The sequence below is a fragment of the Stenotrophomonas sp. Br8 genome, from assembly GCF_014763005.1.
GTDB classification, from domain to species: Bacteria; Pseudomonadota; Gammaproteobacteria; order Xanthomonadales; family Xanthomonadaceae; genus Stenotrophomonas; species Stenotrophomonas lactitubi.
Genome location: NZ_JACGTN010000008.1, coordinates 222,819 through 246,207, shown reverse-complemented (window position 1 = coordinate 246,207; position 23,389 = coordinate 222,819). Strand labels below are relative to the sequence as shown.

General features: G+C 66.3%; 22 protein-coding genes. 17 read left to right on the top strand and 5 right to left on the bottom strand.

Annotated features, from left to right (window positions below; genetic code table 11):
* Window positions 1-13: 13 nt before the first annotated feature.
* The 3 genes from H3005_RS09200 (at window position 14) to H3005_RS09190 (ending at window position 3,498) form a co-directional block, all read left to right on the top strand.
* Entirely contained in the window at window positions 14-1,363 is a 1,350-nt protein-coding gene (locus H3005_RS09200; RefSeq protein ID WP_100552596.1) for a hypothetical protein, read from the top strand.
* The gene (locus H3005_RS09195) at window positions 1,360-1,620 is read left to right on the top strand and encodes a hypothetical protein (RefSeq protein WP_191078008.1); all 261 of its coding nucleotides are present in this window, start codon (window positions 1,360-1,362) and stop codon (window positions 1,618-1,620) included. Before H3005_RS09200 ends, H3005_RS09195 begins: the two co-directional genes overlap by 4 nt.
* Before the next feature lie 219 nt (window positions 1,621-1,839).
* Window positions 1,840-3,498, top strand: coding sequence for a tyrosinase family protein (locus H3005_RS09190; RefSeq protein ID WP_191078007.1), 1,659 nt, complete (start codon window positions 1,840-1,842; stop codon window positions 3,496-3,498).
* Between the two features lie 74 nt (window positions 3,499-3,572).
* Here the strand turns inward: H3005_RS09190 and H3005_RS09185 are convergent, their stop codons facing one another.
* Window positions 3,573-4,184: a TetR family transcriptional regulator gene (locus tag H3005_RS09185; protein ID WP_100552598.1), complete on the bottom strand. Its 612-nt coding sequence runs from the start codon at window positions 4,182-4,184 to the stop codon at window positions 3,573-3,575.
* A 156-nt stretch (window positions 4,185-4,340) separates the two neighbouring features.
* Between H3005_RS09185 and H3005_RS09180 the strand changes: the two genes are divergently transcribed.
* The 8 genes from H3005_RS09180 (at window position 4,341) to H3005_RS09145 (ending at window position 13,395) form a co-directional block, all read left to right on the top strand.
* Complete coding sequence (locus tag H3005_RS09180) at window positions 4,341-5,189, top strand: siderophore-interacting protein (protein WP_100552599.1); 849 nt, start codon at window positions 4,341-4,343, stop codon at window positions 5,187-5,189.
* Window positions 5,190-5,394: 205 nt separating this feature from the next.
* On the top strand, window positions 5,395-7,572 hold the full coding sequence (locus H3005_RS09175; protein ID WP_191078006.1) for a TonB-dependent siderophore receptor: 2,178 nt from the start codon (window positions 5,395-5,397) through the stop codon (window positions 7,570-7,572).
* A gap of 99 nt (window positions 7,573-7,671) precedes the next feature.
* Window positions 7,672-7,926: a DUF3649 domain-containing protein gene (locus tag H3005_RS09170; RefSeq protein ID WP_100554126.1), complete on the top strand. Its 255-nt coding sequence runs from the start codon at window positions 7,672-7,674 to the stop codon at window positions 7,924-7,926.
* The gene (locus H3005_RS09165; protein WP_223880153.1) at window positions 7,923-9,545 is read left to right on the top strand and encodes a PepSY-associated TM helix domain-containing protein; all 1,623 of its coding nucleotides are present in this window, start codon (window positions 7,923-7,925) and stop codon (window positions 9,543-9,545) included. Before H3005_RS09170 ends, H3005_RS09165 begins: the two co-directional genes overlap by 4 nt.
* The gene (locus H3005_RS09160) at window positions 9,545-9,823 is read left to right on the top strand and encodes a DUF3325 domain-containing protein (protein WP_191078005.1); all 279 of its coding nucleotides are present in this window, start codon (window positions 9,545-9,547) and stop codon (window positions 9,821-9,823) included. Before H3005_RS09165 ends, H3005_RS09160 begins: the two co-directional genes overlap by 1 nt.
* Window positions 9,824-9,900: 77 nt before the next feature.
* The gene (locus tag H3005_RS09155; protein ID WP_100552603.1) at window positions 9,901-10,860 is read left to right on the top strand and encodes a cation diffusion facilitator family transporter; all 960 of its coding nucleotides are present in this window, start codon (window positions 9,901-9,903) and stop codon (window positions 10,858-10,860) included.
* Between the two features lie 46 nt (window positions 10,861-10,906).
* Window positions 10,907-11,569 carry a DNA-3-methyladenine glycosylase gene (locus tag H3005_RS09150; RefSeq protein ID WP_100552604.1) on the top strand — a complete coding sequence of 221 codons (663 nt, stop codon included), beginning with the start codon at window positions 10,907-10,909 and terminating at the stop codon, window positions 11,567-11,569.
* 119 nt (window positions 11,570-11,688) lie between these two features.
* The gene (locus H3005_RS09145; RefSeq protein WP_191078004.1) at window positions 11,689-13,395 is read left to right on the top strand and encodes a PAS domain S-box protein; all 1,707 of its coding nucleotides are present in this window, start codon (window positions 11,689-11,691) and stop codon (window positions 13,393-13,395) included.
* A gap of 33 nt (window positions 13,396-13,428) precedes the next feature.
* Here the strand turns inward: H3005_RS09145 and H3005_RS09140 are convergent, their stop codons facing one another.
* The gene (locus H3005_RS09140) at window positions 13,429-14,523 is read right to left on the bottom strand and encodes a crosslink repair DNA glycosylase YcaQ family protein (RefSeq protein WP_191078003.1); all 1,095 of its coding nucleotides are present in this window, start codon (window positions 14,521-14,523) and stop codon (window positions 13,429-13,431) included.
* Between the two features lie 100 nt (window positions 14,524-14,623).
* The gene (locus tag H3005_RS09135; RefSeq protein WP_191078002.1) at window positions 14,624-15,304 is read right to left on the bottom strand and encodes a TraX family protein; all 681 of its coding nucleotides are present in this window, start codon (window positions 15,302-15,304) and stop codon (window positions 14,624-14,626) included.
* A 140-nt stretch (window positions 15,305-15,444) separates the two neighbouring features.
* Here H3005_RS09135 and pip point away from each other — a divergent pair, with 140 nt between their 5' ends.
* From pip to H3005_RS09105, 6 genes are all read left to right on the top strand, one after another.
* Window positions 15,445-16,392 (top strand): prolyl aminopeptidase, encoded by a 948-nt coding sequence (pip, locus tag H3005_RS09130; RefSeq protein WP_191078001.1) that lies wholly within the window; start codon window positions 15,445-15,447, stop codon window positions 16,390-16,392.
* 265 nt (window positions 16,393-16,657) lie between these two features.
* Entirely contained in the window at window positions 16,658-16,957 is a 300-nt protein-coding gene (locus H3005_RS09125; RefSeq protein ID WP_025874438.1) for a hypothetical protein, read from the top strand.
* Between the two features lie 62 nt (window positions 16,958-17,019).
* A complete protein-coding gene (gene mgtA, locus H3005_RS09120; RefSeq protein ID WP_191078000.1) occupies window positions 17,020-19,779 on the top strand; it encodes a magnesium-translocating P-type ATPase in 2,760 nt (919 codons plus the stop codon).
* Between the two features lie 25 nt (window positions 19,780-19,804).
* A complete protein-coding gene (locus H3005_RS09115; RefSeq protein ID WP_099818571.1) occupies window positions 19,805-20,542 on the top strand; it encodes an MgtC/SapB family protein in 738 nt (245 codons plus the stop codon).
* Between the two features lie 212 nt (window positions 20,543-20,754).
* Window positions 20,755-21,813 (top strand): ATP-binding protein, encoded by a 1,059-nt coding sequence (locus H3005_RS09110; protein ID WP_191077999.1) that lies wholly within the window; start codon window positions 20,755-20,757, stop codon window positions 21,811-21,813.
* Window positions 21,806-22,447 (top strand): response regulator transcription factor, encoded by a 642-nt coding sequence (locus tag H3005_RS09105; RefSeq protein WP_191077998.1) that lies wholly within the window; start codon window positions 21,806-21,808, stop codon window positions 22,445-22,447. The genes H3005_RS09110 and H3005_RS09105 overlap by 8 nt, the downstream gene beginning before the upstream one ends.
* Window positions 22,448-22,469: 22 nt before the next feature.
* Here H3005_RS09105 and H3005_RS09100 read toward each other — a convergent pair whose 3' ends face one another.
* Both H3005_RS09100 and H3005_RS09095 read right to left on the bottom strand, forming a co-directional pair.
* Window positions 22,470-22,862: a DUF3224 domain-containing protein gene (locus tag H3005_RS09100; protein WP_100552614.1), complete on the bottom strand. Its 393-nt coding sequence runs from the start codon at window positions 22,860-22,862 to the stop codon at window positions 22,470-22,472.
* Window positions 22,863-22,891: 29 nt separating this feature from the next.
* The gene (locus tag H3005_RS09095) at window positions 22,892-23,326 is read right to left on the bottom strand and encodes an EamA family transporter (protein ID WP_100552615.1); all 435 of its coding nucleotides are present in this window, start codon (window positions 23,324-23,326) and stop codon (window positions 22,892-22,894) included.
* Between the last annotated feature and the right edge of the window lie 63 nt (window positions 23,327-23,389).

The window sequence follows — 23,389 nt, the reverse complement described above, 5'->3', positions numbered from 1 at the left end:
ACGCGCAACCACCATGTCCGATCCCAGAAACACGCCTCCGCCGCTGCCCCGATCCGCTTCAGCACCGCCGCCCCTGCCGGCGGCGGTGCTGGACGGGCCGGGTTCGCCGCAGGACGTCCCTCCCCTGCCCGGCAGCTTCCCGCTCGATACCTCGACGCTGCCTGAGGCCATCCGCAACGAGGTCGGGGCGCCCGACCCGGTCGCCATCGACACATCCGCTGACGAACTGAAGGACGGCCTCAACCGCTGCCCGAAGTGCGGCGCTACCGATATCCGGCCCAAGCTGGGCACCGATATCCTGGTCTGCCTGTACTGCCGTCACGAATGGCATGGCGCACGGGTGGAGGAGGAATTCGGCCTGGGCGAAGCCATCGACCAGCTGCGTGGCACCGTCATCGCATCGGGCGCGCGCGATATCGATGCCGACACCTCGGCACTGATGACCTTCAAGTGCACCGGTTGCGGCGCCGAAGTCACGGTCAACACCGAAAGCACGATGACGGCGCGCTGCCACTGGTGCCGTCACGTATTTGGCGTGAACGAACAGATCGCCAATGGCGCCGTGCCTGACGCCGTGCTGCCGTTCCACATCAAGAAGGAGGATGCGGTCGCGCGCATCCGCCAGTTCGTCGACAAGCGCCGGATGTTCGCGCTCAAGGCGTTCAAGGAACAGTTCACCCCGGAAAACGTGGTGGGTGTGTACCTGCCCTACATGATCGTCGACGGCAATGTCAGTGCGGCGGTGGCCGGCAAGGGCGAGATCAAGACACGCGAATACACCCGTGGCAGCGAAAAGAACAAGCAGACCTACTACGACGCGGACATCTACCAGGTAGAACGCCAGGTCGATTTCACCGTGGACGACCTGCCGCTGGAATCGTCGGCAGAGCGCGGCAACCTCGACACGCGCGCCAACACCAACAACATCATCAACACGATTCTGCCGTTCGACACCAAGAATGCAGTGAAGTGGAACGCCTCCTACCTGGCGGGTTTCACTTCGGAAAAGCGCAACCTGGATGTCGAAAAGCTGCGGCCGCGACTGGAAGACCAGCTGCTGTCGATCGCCCGCGCGCAGGTGGAAGGCACGGTGCGCCGTTACGACCGTGGCGTGCGCTGGGAACAGGAGCAGCTGGAGGTGCACGGCACCCGCTGGGTGGCCATGTACCTGCCGGTGTGGCTGTATTCGTACCACCAGCCCGGCAAGAACGGCGGCATGCTGCACTACATCGCAGTGAACGGCCGGACCGGTGAAACCATGGGCAGCGTGCCCGTGCAGCAGTGGAAAATGCTGCTGGCGGCGCTGACCGCCGGCACGATCATCGAAGCCCTCGCAATTGCCTTCCTGGTGGCCAGCACATGAGTGATGACAGTGGTCTTTGGTTGTTGGCTGCAGGCCCGGCCGGCGCGACCGCGCTGTACTGGGCGCTGTACCGGTTCTACCGCAACACCGACAAATCGCATTCGTTCGAACACGAAACCGCTGTCGAGGCGCAGCCGGTGACCGGCTCGGATCGTCGCGTGGACAGCATCAGCGGGACGCAGGAAAAGCGGATTCGCGGAGACAACGTGTATGAGTACCGAAAGCGGGTGGCGCGGGTGAAGACCGACCCGGAATAGTCGAGCCGGCCGGCCAGGGCCGGCCATGACTGTGGCGTACTGCCCAGAACCGGGCGCAATGCCGTGCCTATACTGCTGCCGCCTGGTGCGGCGGCGCGTTCGCGCCCATCGACCCGGGCGGCGGGGCTGGATGTTCCCGTCCGGCCCGTGGCAGCAGCCGCGGGCCCTTGCAGTGATTCGTAACCCGACGCGGTTGAACCAATCACCAGGGAGGACGCTATGCGTTACACACGCCGTGATTTCCTAGCAACCACTGCCACCGCCTCATTGGCCTCGCTGTTCGCGCCCAGTGCCTTGGCCAGTGCCCAGAGCGCGACCGACGGTACCGCAGTGGCGCGCTTCCACCGCTACAACGTCACCAGCCCGGAAGGCCAGCGCATGCTGGCCAGTTATGCCCGAGGCATCCAGGCAATGCTGGCGCTGCCGGCTGACGACCCGCGCAACTGGTTCCGCAATGCGTTCGTGCACCTGATGGATTGCCCGCACGGCAACTGGTGGTTCTATGTCTGGCACCGCGGCTACGTAGGCTACTTCGAACAGACCATCCGCGAGCTCAGCGGCGATCGCCAGTTCGCCATGCCGTACTGGGACTGGACTGAACTTCCGCAGATTCCGGTTGCGATGTTCGACGGCCTGTTGACCCCGACCGACAAGGCCTATACGCCCTACACCCGCAACCTGGCGGTGTTCACCCAGTTCATGAAGCCTGCGTTGCAGCGCCACTGGAACACCCTGGACAGTGGGCAGCGGCAGCAGCTGTCGCTGCGTGGCTACAACAGCGCCGAAGACGTCTGGAACGACGTCACCGGCTACAACGCCAAGGAACAGACCGGCATTTCCGGCAATGCGGCGTACGCGGTTACCTGTGGCGCCCGCTATCTCTGGCGCGAGCATCCGGGCTTCGACCCGAAGACGGCCTCCGCCGTGTCCGCCGACACCATCCGTGCCGGCCTGTCACCGGTGGAGTTCAACAACCCTGACATCAGCCGCAGCTTCACCAGCTCGCGCACCACCTCGCACGTGCTGCAGCCCGATGGGGCCACCAAGTTCTCGATGCTGGAAGGCTTCCCGCACAACAAGGTGCACAACTGCATTGGCGGTGTCGGCGCCGTCGATCCCGGCCCTTACGGCAACATGACCAACTTCCTGTCGCCGCTGGATCCGATCTTCTACCTGCACCACGCCAACATGGATCGCCTGTGGGATGTGTGGACACGCAGGCAGCAGGCCTTCGGCCGCCCGATCATGCCGACCGACGCTGCCGAACGCCGGCAGTTCATGGACGAACCGTTCCGCTTCTTCGTCAATGGCCAGGGCCGTTACGTCGGCACGCGCCCGGCCGCGGAATTCTTCTCCACCACCGCGTTCGACTATGACTACGTCTATGGCCGCGGTGTCCGTGCCGCAGAGCAGGCCGCAACGGCTCCGAACGCCGCGAAGGCCGCGCGGCTGGTGCGCGGCAAGCGGACCGACGGCGCCGTGCGTGTAGCCGTGCCCAACGAAGCGGTTCGTGCGCATCTGGCGGCCACCGGCCCGCGCATGCTGATTGCGGAGGTGACCCTCGAGCGTCCCCATGGACTGCACAACACGCGCGAGTTCGACGTGCTGATCAATGCACCGGCCGACGTCACGTCGGTCAGCGCGGACAGTCCGTACTACGCCGGCACGGTCTCATTCTTCGGGCCGAGCATGGCGGCCATGGGCCACGATCATCCAACGACGTTCGCCGTGCCATTGCCACAGACGCTGGGGGCGCTGCGCGCGGATGCTGCCGGCGGCGGTTCGACGACGCTGGAGATCCGCCTGGTCGCCTCGTCGGGCCAGGCACCGCAATCGTTCCCGGTGCTCGACGCTGCGATCCTGGTGTCCCCGAACTAGCGGGCACCCATGCCGGGTGGCGTCGCCACAGGGCGGCGCTACCCGGGTCTGCGCAGGCAATCGACGCGGGAAATCTATCCGGCGTTCTGGCCCCGGCACATCGCCAACGCGCCACGTATCAGCGCCTGCATGCCACGATCGAACTCGGTCTCGGCTTGCTCCGGGTCGTAGGCGCGGCGTGAGGTGTCCACCGTCTCGTGCCGTGCATACACCGTGTCAGCCAACGCCACGCAGTGGTAGGCCACGGTCGACAGCAGCCAGGCGGCCTGTTCCAGCGGCAGGTCGTGCGCACGCGCGAATGCCGCATGGTGCTGGTGGATGCGCTCGACCATCTCCGGCGTCTTCGCACCATGGCTGACCAGGAAAGGTGCCAGGCCCGGGTTCTGTTCGACCAGTGTGCGCAGCGATCGATGGAAGGTGAACAGATCACCCTCGATCGTCGCACCTTTGCCCGTGGCCAACGGCGGCGCGTGCCAGCGCTCGAAGATCGCCTCGGCCACCTGCTCGCGCAGCGCCGCAAGATTGGCCACGTGCTTGTACAGCGCGATATGGCTGACGCCCAGCAACGCGGCCACGCCGACGAAGCTGAGCTTCGGCAGGGTCATCTCGATGCCGGCGTCGGCAATCCGCTCACGGGTGATGCTGGGCGGTCGTCCGCGCGTCGAGCTTTTCTTCGGTGCAGCCATGGAACTCCGGTGCGCGGCATGTGGATGGATTACGCGCCATGGTGGTCAGCACTGCCGGATTGGTCAATGCGCCAGCAACCGCATTGTTGCGGCCGCGTGAAATTAGTTTACTATGATGTAACTAATTCGCATTCGCGCAGTTGCAGGCCATATCCGATGTCCGACACCTCCATTGCCGAAGGTCCGCCCGGCGCCCTCCGCGGCGCTGACCACGATCGCGGCCTGCAGTCGTTGCGGGTCGGCGTCGTCGATGTAGTGCGACCGGCCGGCAGCCTGCAGCGGGTGACCGCGCAGCTGCCTGCGCAGGCCGATCTGGCACCCTGGCTTCGCGCGAACACAGCGGTACGGATCGCGCTGGGTGCCACGTTCGGCGATGTCTCACGCATCTATACCGTGCGCAGCGTCGACCCTGCCGCAGGTCGTTTCGTGTTCGACGTGGTGCTGCACGCATCACCGGGGCCGATGCTGGCCTGGGTCGCTGCGTTGCAGCCAGGCGACACCTTCACCCTGACCGGCCCGCGCCCGCATCTGCAGGTGCCATACAGACAGGGCGCCAGTGCGCTGCTGTTCGCCGACCAGAGCGCCATTCCTGCCCTGTACGCGCTGCTGCAGCAATGGCCTGAGGGCCTGCGCGCCGAGGCCTGGATTGCATCGGATGACCCGCTGCCGGTGGCCGAACTGCCTGCGGTCGCCGGCGTGGTCCTGCACCGCATCGAGGCGCCCTCCCCGGCTGCACCGACGCCGCTGCTGCGCACTGCGCGCGCCCGCAGCACCAGCGCGGCAAGCGTGGTGTGGGCGGCCGGTGAACGCGAAGAAATGCGTGAGCTGCGCCGCCATTTCCTGCATGACATCGGCCTGGATCGAGCGGACGTTGCAGTCGCCGGCTACTGGAAACGCGGCGAGACCACCAGCGAGACCGACCAGCGTCGCCGCCGCAACTACGAGCGCGTGCTGGCACGTGGCGGTGGCCTGCAGGATGTCGACGACCTCGCCGACGACATCTGATCCGCCCTCATATACCCGCTTCATCCTCCGCGCCCCGAAGCACGGAGATCGTTACACCGAGCCACAGATCGCCGATGTCCCCTGCCCGTCGCAGGGTGTTGCGTGCCCTCTGCCAGCCATCCCTGCAGCCCGCGTCGTCCTGTCCCCAGGCCATCGACGGCGCCGCGCTGGCCGAACGCACCGCTTCCCACGACGAGTACCCCCCATGATCTGCCTGACGTCCATCCCCCCCCTTCCTCGCCTGCGCTTGCTGGCTGGCACCGCGCGGCTGGCACTGCTGCCATCGCTGCTGGCAGCATCGCTGGTACACGCGGCCGAGCCCGATCAGGGGGCCACGCAGTTGCCGTCGGTGAACGTCCGTGCCGACAAGCGCTCACCGACGTCCCCGTATGCCGGAGGCCAGCTCGCACGCGGCAGCCGCGTCGGCCTGCTCGGCGCCCGCGATTTCATGGACACGCCGTTCAACACCACCAGCTACACGGCCGAGTTCATCGACAACATCCAGGCACCGGACCTGGTGCGGGTGATCGCGCTGACCGACCCCAGTGTCTACAGCAGCGGCTCGAGCGGCGGCATCACCGACTACTTCAACATCCGCGGCTTCGGTGTGGCCTCGTCGGACATCGGATTTGGCGGCCTGTACGGGCTGATCCCCTACTACCGGGTAACACCGGAGCTGGCCGAGCGCGTCGAAGTGCTGAAAGGCCCGTCGGCGCTGCTCAACGGCATGCCGCCCGGTGGCTCGGTGGGCGGCGCGGTGAACCTGGTGCCCAAACGGGCCGACGACACGCCCTTGACCCGCTTCACCGTCAGCTACGGCAGCGATGCCCAGTTCGGCGGTCATCTTGATATCGGCCGCCGCTTCGGTGCCGGCAAGCAGTTCGGTGTGCGCCTCAATGCGGTGCACCGCGATGGCGACACCGCGACGCGCAACCAGCAGCACAGATCGCAGCTGGCATCGCTGGGGCTGGACTGGCGTGGCGAGCGCTCGCGGGTATCGATGGATCTGTTTGCCAGCCGTGACCATGTTGATGGCCTGAATCGTGGCGTATCGCTGGCGGCGGGGCTGGCGGTACCGCGCCCACCAAAGGCAGACACCCTGTTCGCGCCAGACTGGACCTTCAGCAACGTCAAGGACCAGGCAGCGGCGCTGCGCTGGGAGTTCGACATCAACGAGCAGCTGTCCGCCCACGCGGCCTACGGCCATGGCCATACCGACTTCGACTCCATCGCCAGTGGCACCACGCTGATCGTCAACAGCGCAGGCGACTTCCGCAACAACTTCGCCCATCAGCGTTTCATCTACAGCAAGGACACGGCCGAGGCCGGCCTGTCCGCACGCTTCCGCACCGGTCCGGTCGACCACGCGCTGGCGCTCAGTGCCGCGTGGTATCACCACGACTACAAGTTTGGCTTCCAGCGCAACCTGCTGCCGCGGGACTGGCTGACCAACATCCACGACCCGCAATGGGGCCCTGCGGTGGATCGCAGCTTCAGTGACGCCTCGCTGCCGAAAACCGGCGAGGTGCGCACTACCAGTGTCGGTATCGCCGACACGCTGTCTTTTGCCGGCGACCGGCTGCAGCTGACCGTGGGCATCCGCCGCCAGACCGTGCTGAGCGACACCCTGGATGGCGCTACCGGCAAGCGCACCGCGCGTTACGATGCCAGCGCCAACACACCTGCCGGCGCCCTGCTGTTCAAGGCCAGCGAACGCCTGTCGCTGTATGCGAATTACATTGAAGGCCTGAGCCAGGGCACCACGGCACCGGTCACTGCCGCCAATGCCGGCGAAGTATTCCCGCCCTACAAGACGCGGCAGCGCGAGATCGGCGCGAAGATGGATTTCGGCCAGTTGGCCAGCGCTTTCAGCGTGTATGAGATCGAGAAGCCCGGCTCCTATACGGACCCGGCCAGCAATGTGTTCTCGTTCGGCGGCCAGCAGCGCAACCGCGGCGTGGAATGGACCGTGTTCGGACAGGTCAGCGACCAGCTGCGTCTGCTCGGCGGCATCGGCTGGCTGCAGCCGAAGCTGACCCGCACCCAGGGCGGCGTCAACGAGGGGCGACTGGCCACCGCCTCGCCGCAATGGCAGGGCAAGCTCGGCGCGGAATGGGACGTTCCCGCCCTGCCCGGCCTGACCCTCACCGGCAACGCCATCAGCATGTCCAAGGGCTACATCACCGCTGACAACAGCCAATGGGTGCCAGGCCGCACGGTGTTCGATCTGGGCGCGCGCTACGCCACGCAGGCGGCGGGCCATCCGCTGGTGCTGCGGGCAAGCGTGCAGAACCTGACCAACAAGGCGTACTGGGCCGGCAGCCTCGGTTCTGGACTGGGCTCGCCGCGCACTGCGCTGCTGTCGGCCACCGTTGATTTCTGATTGCCTGCCAACCTGCGCCAGGTCTTCGGGCCTGGCGCGCTGGAGTTCGCTTCCGTGAATGCTCGTTGGATTGCTCCGGTAGCTGCATGGCTGCCGCTGATGTCACGTATCGCCGCTGCACTGTTCGGCGGCTACGCCCTGGCTGCGCTGTGCAGCGTCGCGGCCCTCGCATTGCCGATTGATCCGCAACAGGCCGTGTTCACCGGCATGCTGGCCAGCTTCCTGCTGTATGCCGGCGCGGTGATCTGGGTGTTCGCGGTGCGCTCGGCGGCACGGGCCTGGCTGGGGTTGGGGATCGCCGCCATGCTGTTGCTGCCGGCGGTTTGCCGGGTCTCTGCCGGAGCAGGCCCATGAGGTCGTCCGCCGCCGGTGCGGCGATGCCGCGCGGCATCCGCCAGACCATGTCCGACCTACACATCTGGGTGGGGCTGCTGGCAGGCTGGATTCTGTACGCGATGTTTCTCACCGGTACCGCAAGCTACTTCCGTGATGAGATCTCCCGCTACACGCGTCCGGAAATCAACACACCGCAGGCCCTGCCCGATTCGGCAGACACTGCCACGCGGCTGACAACCCACGTGCTGGCCAACGCACCTGCAGTCACCCAGATCAACATCACCCTGCCCAGCGAACGTACGCCGTGGGCGTCAGCGATGTGGGCCAGCCCGGGTGGGCGCGGTCGCCACGGATTCGATTCGGGTCTGTTCGACGCCGCCACCGGCACGCCGTTGCAGTCGCGCGATACCAGCGGCGGTGACTTCTTCTACGCCTTCCATTTCAACCTGCATTACATGCCCGCGATGTGGGGTCGCTGGATCGTCGGCGTGTGCGCGATGTTCATGCTGGTGGCCATCGTCAGTGGTGTCATCACCCACAAGAAGATCTTCGCCGACTTCTTCACCTTCCGCTGGGGCAAGGGCCAGCGATCGTGGCTGGACGGCCATGCGGCCGCTTCGGTGCTGGGCCTGCCGTTCCACTTCATGATCACCTGGAGCGGGCTGGTGATGCTGGCGGTGCTGTACATGCCGTGGGGATTGTCGACGCTGGATGACAAACGGCAGCAGGCCGAAGTGGTCAGCGAAATGCGGCTGTTCCTGCCACCACATCCCGCCGCCGCAAGCGCTGCGCCCTTGGCGGATATCGGCGCGATGGTGCGCCAGGCAGAACATCGCTGGGGCAGTGGCGCCGTGGGCGGCATGCAGATCCAGAACCCCGGGGATGCACAGGCACGCGTGGCGGTGGTGCGCGCACAGTCCACCCGCGTATCCACCACCCCGAACTACCTGCTGTTCGATGGCACCGGTGGTGAGCTGCTCCTGGCAAAGGAGTCCTCGGGCGCCGCTGCACAGACCCAGGGCGTCCTGTACGGCCTGCATCTGGGCCGCTTTGCCGATGCCGCTACGCGCTGGCTGTACTTCCTGGTCAGCCTGGCTGGCACGGCGATGGTCGGTAGCGGGCTGGTGCTGTGGACGGTCAAGCGACGCAGCCAGCTGCCCGATCCGCAGCGCCCCTACTTCGGCTTCCGGCTGGTCGAATGCCTGAACATCGGCACGGTGGCTGGGCTGTCAGTGGCGATGGCGGCGTTCTTCTGGGCCAACCGCCTGCTGTCGGTCACGGTGGCCGGTCGCTCGGCGTGGGAAGTCCATGTGTTCTTCCTGGCGTGGGCGGCGATGTTCGTCCATGCCTTCCTGCGCCCATCCAAACGTGCGTGGGTCGAGCAGTTCGCGCTGGCGGCCATCCTGCTTGCATTGCTTCCCGCACTGACCGCGTTCACCACCCCGCATCCGCTATGGCGGACCCTGGGCGCTGGTGACTGGGCGTGGGCCGGTGCGGACCTGACCCTGCTGGCGTTGGCGATGCTGCATGCTTACATCGGATGGCGCACCTGGCGATTCACACCCAAGGCCCGACGGCCGCGCGCATCTGCCGCCCCGCAAAGCGCATCCGTGCGTTCGGCAGCGGAGGTCGGGTGATGGTGCATGCACTGTTGTTCGTGCTTTCGCTGGCAGGGTTCGTCTGCCTGGCCCTGGCGATGGAGCGCCACCAGCGCGATCTGTGTGGTCATGCGTTCGCGCGGCATCGCAGCCGTCACTGGCGTGTTGCCGGCTGGGCATTTCTGCTGCTGGCACTGGCCACGGCAGTACTCGCGCAGGGCGTTGGCTTCGGCCTGGCCAGCCTGTCCGGACATACCAGCATCGCTGCGGGTGTCGTGGTGCTTGCGCTGATGCTGCGTGCCCGACAGCGTCCCTGACTTCCAGCCGGGGTCCTGCACACCGCCGGGACAGCGGCAGCGCGATCATCGGCCATCGATTCCACCGCCGCGCTGCCATGTCCCGTCCTACCGGCTCACGCCTTGTCATCTACGCTGCACTGGCAGGCAACCTCGCCATCGCCATTGCCAAGTTCATCGCCGCCGGCCTGTCCGGCAGCTCGGCCATGCTCAGCGAGGGCGTGCACTCGCTGGTCGATACCCTCAACGAAGTACTGCTGCTGTACGGTCTGCGCCGTGCCGAGAAGGTCCCCGACACCCTGCACCCGTTCGGCTACGGTCGCGAGCTGTACTTCTGGAGCTTCATCGTCGCCCTGCTGGTATTTGCCGCCGGTGCCGGCGTCTCGGCCTACGAGGGCATCCAGCACATCCGCCAGCCGGAGGCGGCCACCAATCACGCCATCAGCTACGGCGTGCTGGGCATCTCCATCCTGTTCGAAGGTGCCTCATGGTGGGTGGCGCTGCGCGAATTCCGCCGCGGCAAGGGCTCATTGGGATACTTCGAGGCGTTCCGCCGCAGCAAGGATCCTTCCACCTTCACCGTGCTGCTGGAAGACAGTGCCGCCCTGCTCGGCCTTGGCTTCGCCCTGGTTGGGCTGCTGGCCGCGCAGCTGCTGGAGATGCCGGTGCTGGATGGGGTCGCCTCGCTGTGCATTGCGGGTGTGCTGGCGCTGACCGCGTTCCTGCTCGCGCGCGAGACCAAGGGCCTGCTGATCGGTGAGCCGGCCCACCCGGCGGTGGCGCAACGGATCATGGCCGTGGCCGTGACCGACCCGGATCTGCGCCGCGCCAACGGTGTGACCACCCTGCAGATGGGCCCGGAACAGGTGGTGGCGATGCTCAGTGCAGAATTCGAGGACGATCGCACCACGCCGCAGATCGAGGCCTGCATCACCCGCATCGAGTCTGCGGTGAAACAGGAGTTCCCGGAACTGGTGGCATTGTTCATCAAACCGCAGACACCGGAGGTGTTTGCCGCGCGCCGGGCCGCGCTCGATCGTCCGGCCACGGCGGAGTGACGCCGCGCTGGCGACAGCTTCACCGCGGACAGGCGATGATTCCAGCATGCCGAAGCAGACCGATCCAGATGCCACGTTCGCCGCGCTGCCCGTTGACGGAGCCCGGCTCCCGCGCGCCTTCTATCAGCGGCCTTCAACGGTGGTCGCACCGGAGTTGCTTAACAAACTGCTGGTCCGCACCGATGGCCGCGTGGCGCGCATTGTCGAGGTCGAGGCGTATGCGGGCAGCGAAGATCCGGCGGCGCACTCCTGGCGCGGCATGACCGCGCGCAACGCCAGCATGTTCGGCGAAGCGGGCCATCTCTATGTCTACTTCACCTATGGCATGCACTGGGGCAGCAATGTCGTCTGCGGTGACGTCGGCGAGGGTGTTGCGGTACTGCTGCGCGCCGCCGCGCCGGTTGCCGGGCAGGAACTGATGTACCCGCTGCGCCCTGCCGCCCGTCGCGACCACGACCTGGCCAGCGGCCCCGGCAAGCTGTCGCAGGCGTTTGGCCTGGACCGGCGCTTCGACGGCGCCGACCTGGTGACCACCAGCCACGGCATCACGATACTGGACGATGGCATGGCGCCGCCGGACGACCCGGTGGTGGGGCCGCGCATCGGCATCACCCGTGCCGTGGATTTTCCCTGGCGCTGGCATGTGCGCGATCACCGTCACGTTTCGGTGCGCGCGCCCCGCGCGGCAACGCGAAAGAGACCTGCATGAAACCCATCACTGAAGAATCATTGACACCAGCCTCACTGTTTCGCGCAACGGCATAACGGGCCGAGCCCTAGCGTGACCGCTGTGACCTGCCCTTCCCTGCCGGAGACGCAGTGCCTGCCATGGATGAAGCTTCCAGACTCCTCGAGATCGACCGCCTGGGTGTTCTCGATACGCCGCCAGAGCCCGTGTTCGATGCCATTGTTGCCGCCGCGCTCGCTGCCACCGGCATGCCCATCGGGTTGATTTCCATCGTTGCCGCGCAGCGGCAATGGTTCAAGTCCAGCATCGGGCTGGGAGACGTTACCGAAACGCCCCGCTCGATTTCGTTCTGTTCGCATGCCATCGAGCAGGACGAGCTGCTGGAGATTCCAGACGCGAGGCAGGACCCCCGGTTCGCCAGCAGTCCGCTGGTCACCGCAGGGCACCGGGTACGCCACTACGCTGGAATAGCACTGACCACCGCCCATGGCGCGCGCATCGGCACACTGTGCCTGCTCGACACGCTGCCCGGCGTGCTGTCGCCGTCGCAACGGGAATTGATGGTCCATCTTGGCCGGGTCACCACGCAGGTGCTTGAACAGCGCAGCGCACTGCTGCGGCAGATCGACCAGGCGCAGGCGCTGCATCGCGATCTGAAGCGCAGCGAGGACTTCCTGCAGCGCACCAACACCGCGGCCAAGGTCGGCGGCTGGGAACTGGACCTGGACACCCGCGAGGTACGCTGGACGCGCGAGACCAAGCAGATCCACGGCGTGCGCTCCAGCTACCAGCCCACATTCGAATCGGCCTTGTCGTTCTACCGCCAGGACAGCCGCAGCATCATCCAGACTGCCGTGCAGCGTTGCGTGGAGGATGGCACGCCCTGGGAGGTGCAGCTGCCGATGAGCACAGCCGATGGACGCAGCATCTGGACCCGCGTGGTGGGCAACCGGCAGCAGGTGGAGGGCCATCCGCGGCTGGTGGGCGCGATCCAGGACGTCACCGAAGAACGCGCTGCGCTGGACGCCCTGGAGGCGAGCGAGGTGCGCTATCGGCGTCTGTTCCACTACAGCCTGGGGCTGATCTGCACGCATACGCTGGATGGCACACTGACCTCGGTGAACCCGGCAGCGCTGCAGTCGCTTGGCTACGAGGAGCGCCAGATCATCGGCCGCAGCCTGTGCGACTACATGCCAGCCGAGCGCCGCGAGGTATTCAATGCCTACCTCAAGCGTATCGAAGCCAACCACACCGATGCCGGCGTCATCGAACTCATTGCCGCCGATGGAACGCTGCGCTACTGGGCCTACAACAACGTGCTCGACAGCGAGGGACAGCCGCCCTTCGTGCTGGGCCACGCCCAGGATGTCACCGCGCTGCGCCTGCAGGAGCAGCGCCTGCGCGAACTATCGCTGAAGGATCCACTCACCCAGTGCCACAACCGCCGCTACCTGCACCGGCTCGACGAGATGACCGCCGGAACGTGGGCGTGCCTGGTATTTGACCTGGACGATTTCAAGCGGATCAATGATGCGCAGGGGCACCGCCGCGGCGACGCGATGCTGGTCGAGTTTGCCGCCTTCCTGAAGGCGCCTCTGAGTGCGGGAGAGACCGTGGTCCGTCTGGGCGGAGACGAATTCCTGGTGGTGTTGACCGCATCGGCGTCCGAACGCCTTCCCGTACTGGAGGGCTGGTACACCACCAACGCAGCGCAGTCGCCGACGGCGTTCTCGATGGGCGCGGCGGTCAGCGCGCCAGGGGAATCCGTGGCCGACACCATCCATCATGCGGACAGCCAGCTTTATGACGCACGCGCACGGGTGCGCACGCAGCGGCGCGACGACTAGCAACAGCGTCTGCTGTCACCGCAAGGCAAGACTTCATCCGGTGAGGAATCGCGTCATCCGCTCCAGTTCATCATCCAGCGCATTGCGGAACAGAACGTCCTTCATGGGAGAGGCGCTGGCGAAACCAATATCCGGCTGCAGAGCGCCATCCTTGACGGTGACATTGGCCCAGCCGACCACCTGCTCGCGCCACAACAGCGGCAGCGCGTAGTAGCCGAAGCGACGCTTGGCCGCCGGCGTATAGGCCTCGAACTTGTAGACCCAACCCCAGAATAGTTCGAATCGTCGCCGATCCCAGGCCACGGGATCGAACGGTGCCAGCAGCCGCACCTGCTCATCGGCCTGGTAGCGCCGCGAACGGGGGTTCTCCTCGGCCGGCCAGTACCAGCTGGTTCCGTCGATGACGCCGCCAGCCAGTCGCTCGCGCGCCAGCCGCAGTGCCTGCTGGATCTCAACGGACAGATGTGGAGCGCCATAGCCCAGCAGCCGCGCCAGATAGGTGAGGCTGGCCGAAGGCAAAGGCGCGTACTTGCGCACCACCAGGTCGATCAGTGCAGTGGCGCGCTGCAGGCGTGCGGCCTTGCCGCCCTCGGCGAGTGCATGTGACGCAACGGCGTAGATACGGGTACCACTGTCACGACGGGCGATGCGCAACATGCCGCGGTAGTGCATGCCATCCAGCAGGTGGGTGCTGGCATTGCTGGTGCCGCCCCAGTAGTTGGTCACCCGGCCATGCGCGAACGCCTGGTCGACTTCGCGCGGATGCACCGCACCCCGCTCCTGCACGAACGCCAGCACCTCGGCCGCCTTGCGCCGCGTGCTGGCGTCCCACGGCCTGCGGGACACCCGCGGATGCATCAACGACAAGTGTTCGCGCGGCAGGAAGCCGTAGTTGACCAGGAAGTCTTCCTCGATCGGCAGCCGGCTGTAGCGGCGCTCAAGATCCCCGGCCTGATAGCCCTTCACCCGGTGCCGCAGGGTCAGGTCCTGGGCTCGCGCGGGTGCACGGATGGGATCGGCCTGCACGAAGCCCAGGCGACGGATCGCGGTCAGCAGCGTGGTGGGCGTGAACAACGTGCGGGCTACGGCGTAGCGGCGCAGATCGTCGAGGGTTGGCGAGGCAGGCATTGGCCGATTGTAGAGGCGAGCGTTCCTGGTGTGCGTTGCGGCGTGGAAAGACACCAGCGGCGTGATCGGGGCAGCTGACCGCTACCATGAGTGCCGTTACTCAGCGCAGCCACTGCGCATAGGCGGCGAGGACCGCCAGGTGCCCCACGTAGTACACGTAGAACGCCCAGCGTGAACGCGGAACCTTCCACGGCACCCTGGCCAACGCCAGTACCAGCGGGATGGCCAGCAACGCCCATCCGTTGCCGTTGACCCAGCACAGCCCGCCGAATCCGAACGCCAGCAACCAGTACGCCCGGTGGCGGAAGGCGATCCAGCCCAGCATCACGAATGCCACGCCCGCCCATTGGTAATCCACGAAGAACGGCAGCAGGCCTCCCGCCACCAGCAGCAACAGCTGCCGGTTGTTGACCAGCGCATGCACGGCCACGGCAGCCAGCGCGAAGGTCAACAGGATGTTCAGCGGCAACCAGTGGCCGAAGGCCAGCATGTGCAGGGGTTGCGCGACCAGGCCCCATGCGGACAGGCGCCGGATCGACTTGCCCAGATCGGCGCCCGGTTGCGCCAGGTTGCAGGCCATCACCAGTGCGAACAGCGGGAAGGCGATGCGCCCAAACTCGCTGACCACCGGCACATAGCCACCGAAAACCACTTTGGCGACGTGGTCACCGGTCATCGACAGCAGCGCGAGCCACTTCATCAACTCACGGGCACCACTGCTGAGGGTGCCGCGCGCCGGTGGGGCGTGTACGGTGACGTCCTGCGCGCTCAAGTCATTCATCCTCTGCGTCCTGCAGGGTCTCTATCGCCAGGAATCGCCGGCCATTACCCCTTGAACGCAAAGAGTACTTGAACCTGAGGCGGATGACGCCGGCCGATACGCCCCGCTATCCTTGTGCTCCCCGCTTGTGAGGCACCACCATGCGCACGCTGTACCCGCCGATCACCCCGTACCGCGAACACACGCTACCCGTCGACGCGCTGCACACCCTGCATATCGAAGAGTGCGGCACGCCTGATGGCATTCCGGTGGTGTACCTGCATGGTGGCCCGGGCGCTGGCATCTCGCCCACCCATCGCCGCTTCTTTGACCCGGCGCGCTACCGCATCGTGCTGATCGATCAGCGCGGCAGCGGCCGCTCCACGCCGTTCGGCGAGCTGCGTGACAACACCACGCAGGATCTGGTGGCCGACATCGAGAAAGTGCGCGAACTCCTGGGCATCGAGCGCTGGCTGGTCTACGGCGGTTCCTGGGGTTCAACCCTGTCGCTGGCCTACGCACAGGCCCATCCCGACCGTGCCACCGGGCTGATCGTGCGCGGCGTTTTCCTCGGTCGCGAGGAAGAGAACCGCTGGTTCGCCGAGCTCAACGGCGGTGCCCGCTGGATCTTCCCGGAGCGTTGGGATCGCTACGAGGCGCACATCCCGGAGGACGAGCGCGGCAACATGCTCGAAGCCTACTGGAAGCGCCTGGACCATGCCGACGAGGCCATCCGCATCGCAGCGGCGCAGGCCTGGCTGGGCTGGGAAGACAACGCCGCCACGCTGGTGCATGACGTCGACGCGGCGTCCGCTACCGATCCGCTTGATACCCTGGCCAAGGCGCGCATCGAGGCGCATTACTTCCGCCACAACACCTTCCTGGAGCACGGCCAGCTGCTGCGCGATATCGATCGCATCCGCCACCTGCCCGGCGTCATCGTGCAGGGGCGCTACGACATCATCTGCCCACCACGCAGTGCCTGGGACCTGGCCAAAGCCTGGCCGGAAGCCACCCTGGAGATGGTCATCGCCGGCCACAGCGCCAACGAAGCCGCCACTACCGATGCTTTGGTGCGGGCCACCGACGCTTTCGCGGACCGCAGCTGAACAAAAGGGGCCAACGGCCCCTTTTTCTATACCAAGGTATAGCCGGGCTAACCCACGGGCCTCTAGGCCTGCTGAATACGAGCGCGGACAATAGCGCCACTGGCCAGCGACTGGCCGCCCCACGCGGAGACGCAGATGGATCCCGACCCTGCCGGGCGCGACGCGCGCCCTTGCCTGTCCCCTTGTTTACTGCTGGCGACTGACGGCCGGTTCCTGTCCGTGTAAGCGATGGGGGCCCCGGGCGGCGCCTGCCCGGAGGAATCCCATGTCCTACAAGATTCTCTACATCACTGTCCGCCGCCTGATCGGTGAGCGCGATGTTTCCGCCCTGCGCAGCCTGCTGCTGCAGCACGGCCCTGTCCTCTTCGCCCGTTCGCTGGCCCTCGGCTCGCCACGGGTGGTGGCCGACGCCCTGTCGCTGCTGCCGATCAGCGAGCGCATCAACGTGCTGCGCCACCTGCCCTACCCGCTGCGCGATGCGATGAAGCCGCTGTGCATCGGCGGCAGCCAACGGCTGCGCATGCAGCCCTGGTCGCCATCGGTGCTGGCCATGCGCCACGCCTGACTCCCCGCCCCTTCCGCTCCACGCGCCGGTTACGTCCGGCGCCGCTCCAAGAGGACCTTCCCATGAGCCTGCTCAACGCCTGGTTCAACGCCTTCCTGCGCAGCCGCCGCGCGGGCAACCTGTTCGGTCGTCGTGCGATGCCCGAAGCCGGTTACGGCCGTGGCAGCACGCAGGCCGCACCGGCCACGCTCACTGCCGGACTGCTCGCGCTTGCACAGGGCAGCGAAGCCGATGCGCTGGCCACCCTGCAGTCGCACGTCGACGGTCTCAGCCCGCACGAAGCCGAAGAGCGCCTGTTGCGCTTCGGCCCGAACGAGGTCGACCACGAGAAGCCGCTGCCGTGGTGGCGTCATCTGTGGCAGTGCTATCGCAATCCGTTCAACCTGCTGCTGACGGTGCTGGCGGCCGTGTCCTGGCTGACCGAGGATGCCAAGGCGACCGTGGTGATCGGCGCGATGGTGGTGCTGTCCACCTTGATCCGCTTCGTGCAGGAGGGGCGCTCCAACCGCGCTGCCGAACGGCTGAAGGCCCTGGTGGGCAATACCGCACGCGTGCTGCGCCGCGCTGCGGGCACCGAAGCGGCGGAAGTGGCCGACCAGTACTTCGGCGCACAGCTGCACAGCCGGCGGCCGGCACGGCTGCTGGATCTGCCGATCCGCGACCTGGTACCGGGCGACCATATCGTGCTGTCGGCCGGCGACATGATCCCGGCCGATTGCCGTGTCCTCGCGGCCAAGGACCTGTTCGTCGCACAGGCCGCGATGACCGGCGAATCGTTGCCGGTGGAGAAGTTCGTGCAGGCGGGCAACGCCGAGGCTGGCCTGATGGAACAGGCCAACCTGTTGTTCATGGGCACCAATGTGGTGTCCGGCACGGCAACAGCGCTGGTGCTGGCGACCGGCAACAGCAGCTACTTCGGCACCCTCGCCCAGCGCAGCATTGCAAGCGATCGCGCGCCGACGGCATTCCAGGCCGGGGTCAACAGCGTCAGCTGGCTGCTGATCCGGTTTGCATTGGTGATGGTGCCGTTTGTCCTGCTGGTCAACGGCTGGACCAAGGGCGACTGGACCGAAGCGTTCCTGTTCGCGCTGTCGGTGGCGGTCGGCCTGACCCCGGAAATGCTGCCGATGATCGTCACCTCCACCCTGGCCAAGGGCGCGGTGCTGCTGTCGCGGCGCAAGGTGATCGTCAAGCGCCTGGACGCGATCCAGAATTTCGGTGCGATGGAAGTGCTGTGCACCGACAAGACCGGCACCCTCACCCAGGACAAGATCGCGCTGGAGCGGCACACCGATGTGTTCGGGCAGGATTCGGAGGATGTGCTGACCTTCGCCTACCTCAACAGCCACTTCCAGACCGGCCTGATCAACCTGCTTGATCGTGCGGTGCTGGAGCATGTGGAGCTGCAGAGCTCGCTGCGCCTGTCACAGGACTACCGCAAGGTCGATGAGATCCCGTTCGACTTCGAGCGCCGCCGCATGTCGGTGGTGGTATCCGAGCGCGAGGACCATCACGAACTGATCTGCAAGGGTGCGGTGGAGGAAATGCTGGCGGTGTGCAGCACCGTGCGCGAGAACGGCCAGGACATGCCGCTGGATGAGCAGCGCCTGGCCCGCGTGCGGCAGACCACCGAGGAACTGAACGAACAGGGCCTGCGCGTGGTGGCCGTGGCGATGAAGGAAACCGCGGCCAGCCAGAACGTGTACTCGCAGGCCGACGAGCGGGAGCTGACCCTGGTGGGTTACGTGGCCTTCCTCGATCCGCCGAAGGAGTCGGCCGCGCAGGCGCTGCAGGCGTTGGCCGCGCACGGTGTGGAGGTAAAGGTATTCACCGGCGACAACGAACTGGTCACCGCCCGGGTCTGTGCCCAGGTCGGCCTGGACGCCGACACGATCGTGACCGGCCCGCAGATCGAGCGCATGGACGATGCGGCCGTGGCACGTGCACTGCAGGAACACCGCGTGTTCGCCCGCCTCACGCCGCTGCACAAGGAACGACTGGTGCGCGAACTGCGTGCACAAGGCAAGGTGGTCGGCTTTCTCGGTGATGGCATCAACGATGCTCCCGCACTGCGCGCAGCCGATATCGGCATCAGCGTGGACAGCGCGGTGGACATCGCCAAGGAGGCCGCCGACATCATCCTGCTGGAAAAGAACCTGATGGTGCTGGAGGAAGGCGTCATCCAGGGGCGGCGCACCTTCAGCAACATGCTGAAGTACATCCGCATGACCGCCAGCTCCAATTTCGGCAACGTGTTCTCGGTGCTGGTGGCCTCGGCGTTCCTGCCGTTCCTGCCGATGCTGCCGTTGCAGCTGCTGGTGCAGAACCTGCTGTATGACATCTCGCAGATCGCCATTCCGTTCGACAACGTCGATGAGGAACTGGTGCGCAAGCCGCTGAAGTGGAACCCGGCGGACATCGGCCGCTTCATGGTGTTCTTCGGGCCGATCAGCTCGATCTTCGACCTCAGCTGCTTCGCCTTGATGTGGTACGTGTTCGATGCACGCACGCCGGCCGACCAGGGCCTGTTCCAGTCCGGCTGGTTCGTGGTCGGCCTGCTGACCCAGACCCTGATCGTGCACATGATCCGCACGCCCAAGGTGCCGTTCCTGCAGAGCATCGCCGCGCCGCCGCTGCTGCTGATGACCGGGGCGATCATGGCGATCGGCGTGATCCTGCCGATGAGCCCGTTGGCGGGCTACTTCAAGCTGCAGGCGCTGCCGGCCGGCTACTGGCCGTTCCTGGTGGCGATCCTGTTCGGCTATGCGGTGCTGACCACCGCGCTGAAGAAGCTCTACATCCGCCGTTACGGCTGGCAGTAAGCGCATCGGCGCAGGGAGAACCGTCATGGACTTCAACCCCCACCTGCCCGCGTTCAACGCGGGCGCCACCCTCAGCTCGCTGATCAGCCTGTCCGTCGCCTTCGTGCTGGGCGCGCTGATCGGCCTGGAGCGGCAGTTCCGCCAGCGCACCGCCGGCCTGCGCACCAACACGCTGGTGGCAGTGGGTGCCGCGGTGTTCGTCGACCTGGCCGTGCGCTTCCACGACATGTACGGCGGTCCGCCGTCACCGCTGCACGTGGTGGCCTACGTGATCTCCGGTGTCGGCTTCCTCGGTGCCGGCGCGATCATGAAGGATGGCGCACAGGTATCGGGCCTGAACACCGCAGCCACCTTGTGGGGCTCGGCGGCGGTCGGCGCGTGTGCCGGCATCAAGCTGCTGCCTGAGGCGGTGCTGGCTGCGGTGTTCGTGCTGGCCGCCAACACCCTGCTGCGGCCGGTGGTGAACCGCATCCAGCGGCAACCGCTGCCGGAAGCGTTCAGCGAGGCAACCTACGCGATCAACGTGGTCTGCCAGCGTGAGCAGCAGGCCGAGGTGCTGGACCGTCTTCTGCTGTTGCTGGAGCAAGCACAGTACCCGGTGCGCGCGGTCGACCAGCGCCCGTTCGGCGAGCGCGATGTCGAGATCGAGGCGGTGCTGTACGCCACCACGGTCGATGGCGGCGAACTGGATGCCGTGCTGGCGACGTTGGCGGCCACGCCGGGCGTGCTGCAGGGGTTCTGGAACGCCAGCCTGGAGGAATGACGCCCGGTAGTGCCGGCTGCTGGCCGGCAACCAGCAAGAGCGTGCACACCAAGCTTCGGTAGGTGCCGACCGTTGGTCGGCACGGATCTTCAGATACCCCGGCTTCCTGCTGCTGTGCCGACCAACGGTCGGCACCCACCGCGGCACCCGCGGCCGTTCGAGGGCATGGGCTCACCTTTGCTATCCTTTCCACCCACGCCAGGGAGCCCCCGATGCCATCGCTGTCGCCCCGCCGCCCCCTGGTCGTGCTGGCCCTGATCATCGTGATGGCGGCCATCTTCCTGGTCGATACGGTTACCGACTACGCCGTTGCCGCCGCCTGCTTCTACGCAGCCGTCATCCTCGCGGCGTCGCGGCGCCTGCCCGCACGCGGCCTCATCCTGCTTGCCGCGGTCTGCATCGCGTTGACCGGCCTCAGCTTCTTCCTGACGCGCTTCGGCACCTACCGCATCGGCCTGGTCAATTCAGCGATCGGCATGCTGGTGATCGGCATCACCACCTATCTGGCATTGAAGATGGAAGCGGCCAAGGCCGCAGTGCAGGACGCACAGGCGCGCCTGCTGCGGGTTGCCCGCGCCTCCACCGTCGGCGAGCTGACCACCTCCATCGCGCATGAAGTGAATCAGCCGTTGGCTGCCATCGCCAGCAGCGCCGAGGCCAGCCAGCGCTGGTTGGCCCAGGATCCGCCCAACCTGGACAAGGCACGTCAGACCATCGCCCGCATCGTCGCCGACGCCCATCGCGCCAGTGACGTGATCGCCCGCATCCGCGGCCTGACCCAGGGCGCTGCACCTGAGCGCCAGGCCTTCGACCTCAACCAGGCCGTGGAGGAAATGCTGGCGCTGTCGCACAGCGAACTGGAGCAGCATGGTGTGACGGTCGCGCTGGTGCTGGGCAACGACCTGCCCCCCGCCCATGCCGATCGCGTGCAGGTGCAGCAGGTGATCGGCAACCTCATCCTCAACGCCGTCGACGCGATGGCCGGTACGCCCACGGGGGAGCGCAGGCTGTCGCTGCTGACCGCGCATGATGGGCACGGCCACGTCAGCCTGAGCGTGCGCGATCGTGGTATCGGCCTGCCGGCGGAGCAGCCCGACCGCGTGTTCGATGCATTCTGGACCACCAAGGCGAACGGCCTCGGCCTGGGCCTCAGCCTGAGCCGCTCGATGATCGAGGCCAACGGCGGCCATATCCGCGCCGAGCGACCCGCTGGTGGCGGCGCCTGTTTCATCTTCGAGCTGCCCACGCACATGGAAGCTACCCATGCGTAAACCCACGATACTCCCAGTGGAACCGTCACCGATCGTCTACGTGATCGACGACGATGCTTCGGTGCGTGCTGCGCTGGAAGACCTGCTGGCCTCGATGGGCCTGCAGGTACGGGCCTTCGCCTCGACCGGCGAATTTCTTGCGCAAGCGCTGGAGGATGCCCCGGCCTGCCTGGTGCTGGACGTGCGCATGCCGGGCCAGAGCGGACTGGATTTCCATCGCACCATGGCCAGCCATGGCCTGCACCTGCCGGTGGTGTTCATCACCGGGCACGGCGACATCGCCATGGGTGTCAATGCAATCAAGGAAGGCGCCATCGAATTCCTGACCAAGCCCTTCCGTGACCAGGAACTGCTGGATGCCATCCACAAAGGCATCGAGATCGATCGCCAGCGACGCCGCGAGGGCGACCTGCTGGGCGCATTGCAGCAACGCTGGGACACCTTGAACACCGGGGAGCGCGAGGTGGTCGCCGGCGTGGTGCGAGGTCGCCTGAACAAGCAGATCGCCGCTGACCTTGGGGTCAGCGAGATCACGGTGAAGGTGCGACGTGCGCAGGTGATGCGCAAGATGGGCGCGCGCACGCTGGTGGACCTGGTGCGCATGTACGATCGGCTGCAGGCGGGCCTCGCCTGAACCTTGCTTGCCTGATCCTGGCTTACTCCGGGTCGGGCAAGCTGTAGGCCAGACGGTAGTCGTGACGGCCATCGCTGATGGTGATCTGCAGCGTGCCGCTCAACCCGAGCAGTCCGTCCGTGCCTGAGTCCGGCACAACCACTACGCTCAGGCTCGGTGTGCCGCGCGTCATCACGCCGGTGTGCTGCAGCGTAAACGCGCCCTGGCGTCCGGCCAGCGTGGCGGTCACCCGCTCCATCGCCACGTAGCCCGCTGAACCCTGCACCGCGCTGCGGAATGCCAGCATCTGGCCAACGCTGATACCCTGCAGGTCGCCATGGAAGATCTTGTCGATTGACATCACCCCGATCGGGCCGTTATTGCCGCCGATCGGCAACAGCGTGACCTCGAACGTACCAGTTGCTTCGCCCTGCATCCTGCTCTCCCTTGTCGATTGGCTTGATGCTACCGCTTGGTCGCCAGCACGATCACACCGGCGACCACCAAGCCGATCCCGCTCCATTCACGCAGGCTCGGCCGTTCACCCAACAGGAGGTAGGCCAGCACGATGACCAGTACCACGCTGAACTTGTCGACCACCGCAACCTTGGCCAGTTCGCCACTCTTCAGCGCGCGGAAATAAAACAGCCACGATGCACCTGTGGCCAGCGCAGACAGCATCAGGAACAACTGGGTGCGACCCGGCAGCAGCAACGGGTTGGACCATTTTCCGCTGAGTACAACCAATGGCAGGACTACTGCAGCGACTACCAGGGTGCGGATCGCCATCGCCAGATCCGAGTCGACATCCCTGACCCCGGCTTTGACGAACAAGGCTGTCAGCGCCGCAAACAGTGCTGACAACGTGGCCCATACCAGCCATTGCGGAATGTTCTGCATGCCACTCCACTCCTGCATTAGAGGGTCGACATCCGCAACGCTACTCCCATCACCGGGTTCCGC

Coding starts and splice junctions, on each gene's coding strand:
- H3005_RS09200 (WP_100552596.1), top strand. CDS start 14: ATGTCCGATCCCAGAAACACGCCTCCGCCGCTGCCCCGATCCGCTTCA.
- H3005_RS09195 (WP_191078008.1), top strand. CDS start 1,360: ATGAGTGATGACAGTGGTCTTTGGTTGTTGGCTGCAGGCCCGGCCGGC.
- H3005_RS09190 (WP_191078007.1), top strand. CDS start 1,840: ATGCGTTACACACGCCGTGATTTCCTAGCAACCACTGCCACCGCCTCA.
- H3005_RS09185 (WP_100552598.1), bottom strand. CDS start 4,184: ATGGCTGCACCGAAGAAAAGCTCGACGCGCGGACGACCGCCCAGCATC.
- H3005_RS09180 (WP_100552599.1), top strand. CDS start 4,341: ATGTCCGACACCTCCATTGCCGAAGGTCCGCCCGGCGCCCTCCGCGGC.
- H3005_RS09175 (WP_191078006.1), top strand. CDS start 5,395: ATGATCTGCCTGACGTCCATCCCCCCCCTTCCTCGCCTGCGCTTGCTG.
- H3005_RS09170 (WP_100554126.1), top strand. CDS start 7,672: ATGTCACGTATCGCCGCTGCACTGTTCGGCGGCTACGCCCTGGCTGCG.
- H3005_RS09165 (WP_223880153.1), top strand. CDS start 7,923: ATGAGGTCGTCCGCCGCCGGTGCGGCGATGCCGCGCGGCATCCGCCAG.
- H3005_RS09160 (WP_191078005.1), top strand. CDS start 9,545: ATGGTGCATGCACTGTTGTTCGTGCTTTCGCTGGCAGGGTTCGTCTGC.
- H3005_RS09155 (WP_100552603.1), top strand. CDS start 9,901: ATGTCCCGTCCTACCGGCTCACGCCTTGTCATCTACGCTGCACTGGCA.
- H3005_RS09150 (WP_100552604.1), top strand. CDS start 10,907: ATGCCGAAGCAGACCGATCCAGATGCCACGTTCGCCGCGCTGCCCGTT.
- H3005_RS09145 (WP_191078004.1), top strand. CDS start 11,689: ATGGATGAAGCTTCCAGACTCCTCGAGATCGACCGCCTGGGTGTTCTC.
- H3005_RS09140 (WP_191078003.1), bottom strand. CDS start 14,523: ATGCCTGCCTCGCCAACCCTCGACGATCTGCGCCGCTACGCCGTAGCC.
- H3005_RS09135 (WP_191078002.1), bottom strand. CDS start 15,304: ATGAATGACTTGAGCGCGCAGGACGTCACCGTACACGCCCCACCGGCG.
- pip (WP_191078001.1), top strand. CDS start 15,445: ATGCGCACGCTGTACCCGCCGATCACCCCGTACCGCGAACACACGCTA.
- H3005_RS09125 (WP_025874438.1), top strand. CDS start 16,658: ATGTCCTACAAGATTCTCTACATCACTGTCCGCCGCCTGATCGGTGAG.
- mgtA (WP_191078000.1), top strand. CDS start 17,020: ATGAGCCTGCTCAACGCCTGGTTCAACGCCTTCCTGCGCAGCCGCCGC.
- H3005_RS09115 (WP_099818571.1), top strand. CDS start 19,805: ATGGACTTCAACCCCCACCTGCCCGCGTTCAACGCGGGCGCCACCCTC.
- H3005_RS09110 (WP_191077999.1), top strand. CDS start 20,755: ATGCCATCGCTGTCGCCCCGCCGCCCCCTGGTCGTGCTGGCCCTGATC.
- H3005_RS09105 (WP_191077998.1), top strand. CDS start 21,806: ATGCGTAAACCCACGATACTCCCAGTGGAACCGTCACCGATCGTCTAC.
- H3005_RS09100 (WP_100552614.1), bottom strand. CDS start 22,862: ATGCAGGGCGAAGCAACTGGTACGTTCGAGGTCACGCTGTTGCCGATC.
- H3005_RS09095 (WP_100552615.1), bottom strand. CDS start 23,326: ATGCAGAACATTCCGCAATGGCTGGTATGGGCCACGTTGTCAGCACTG.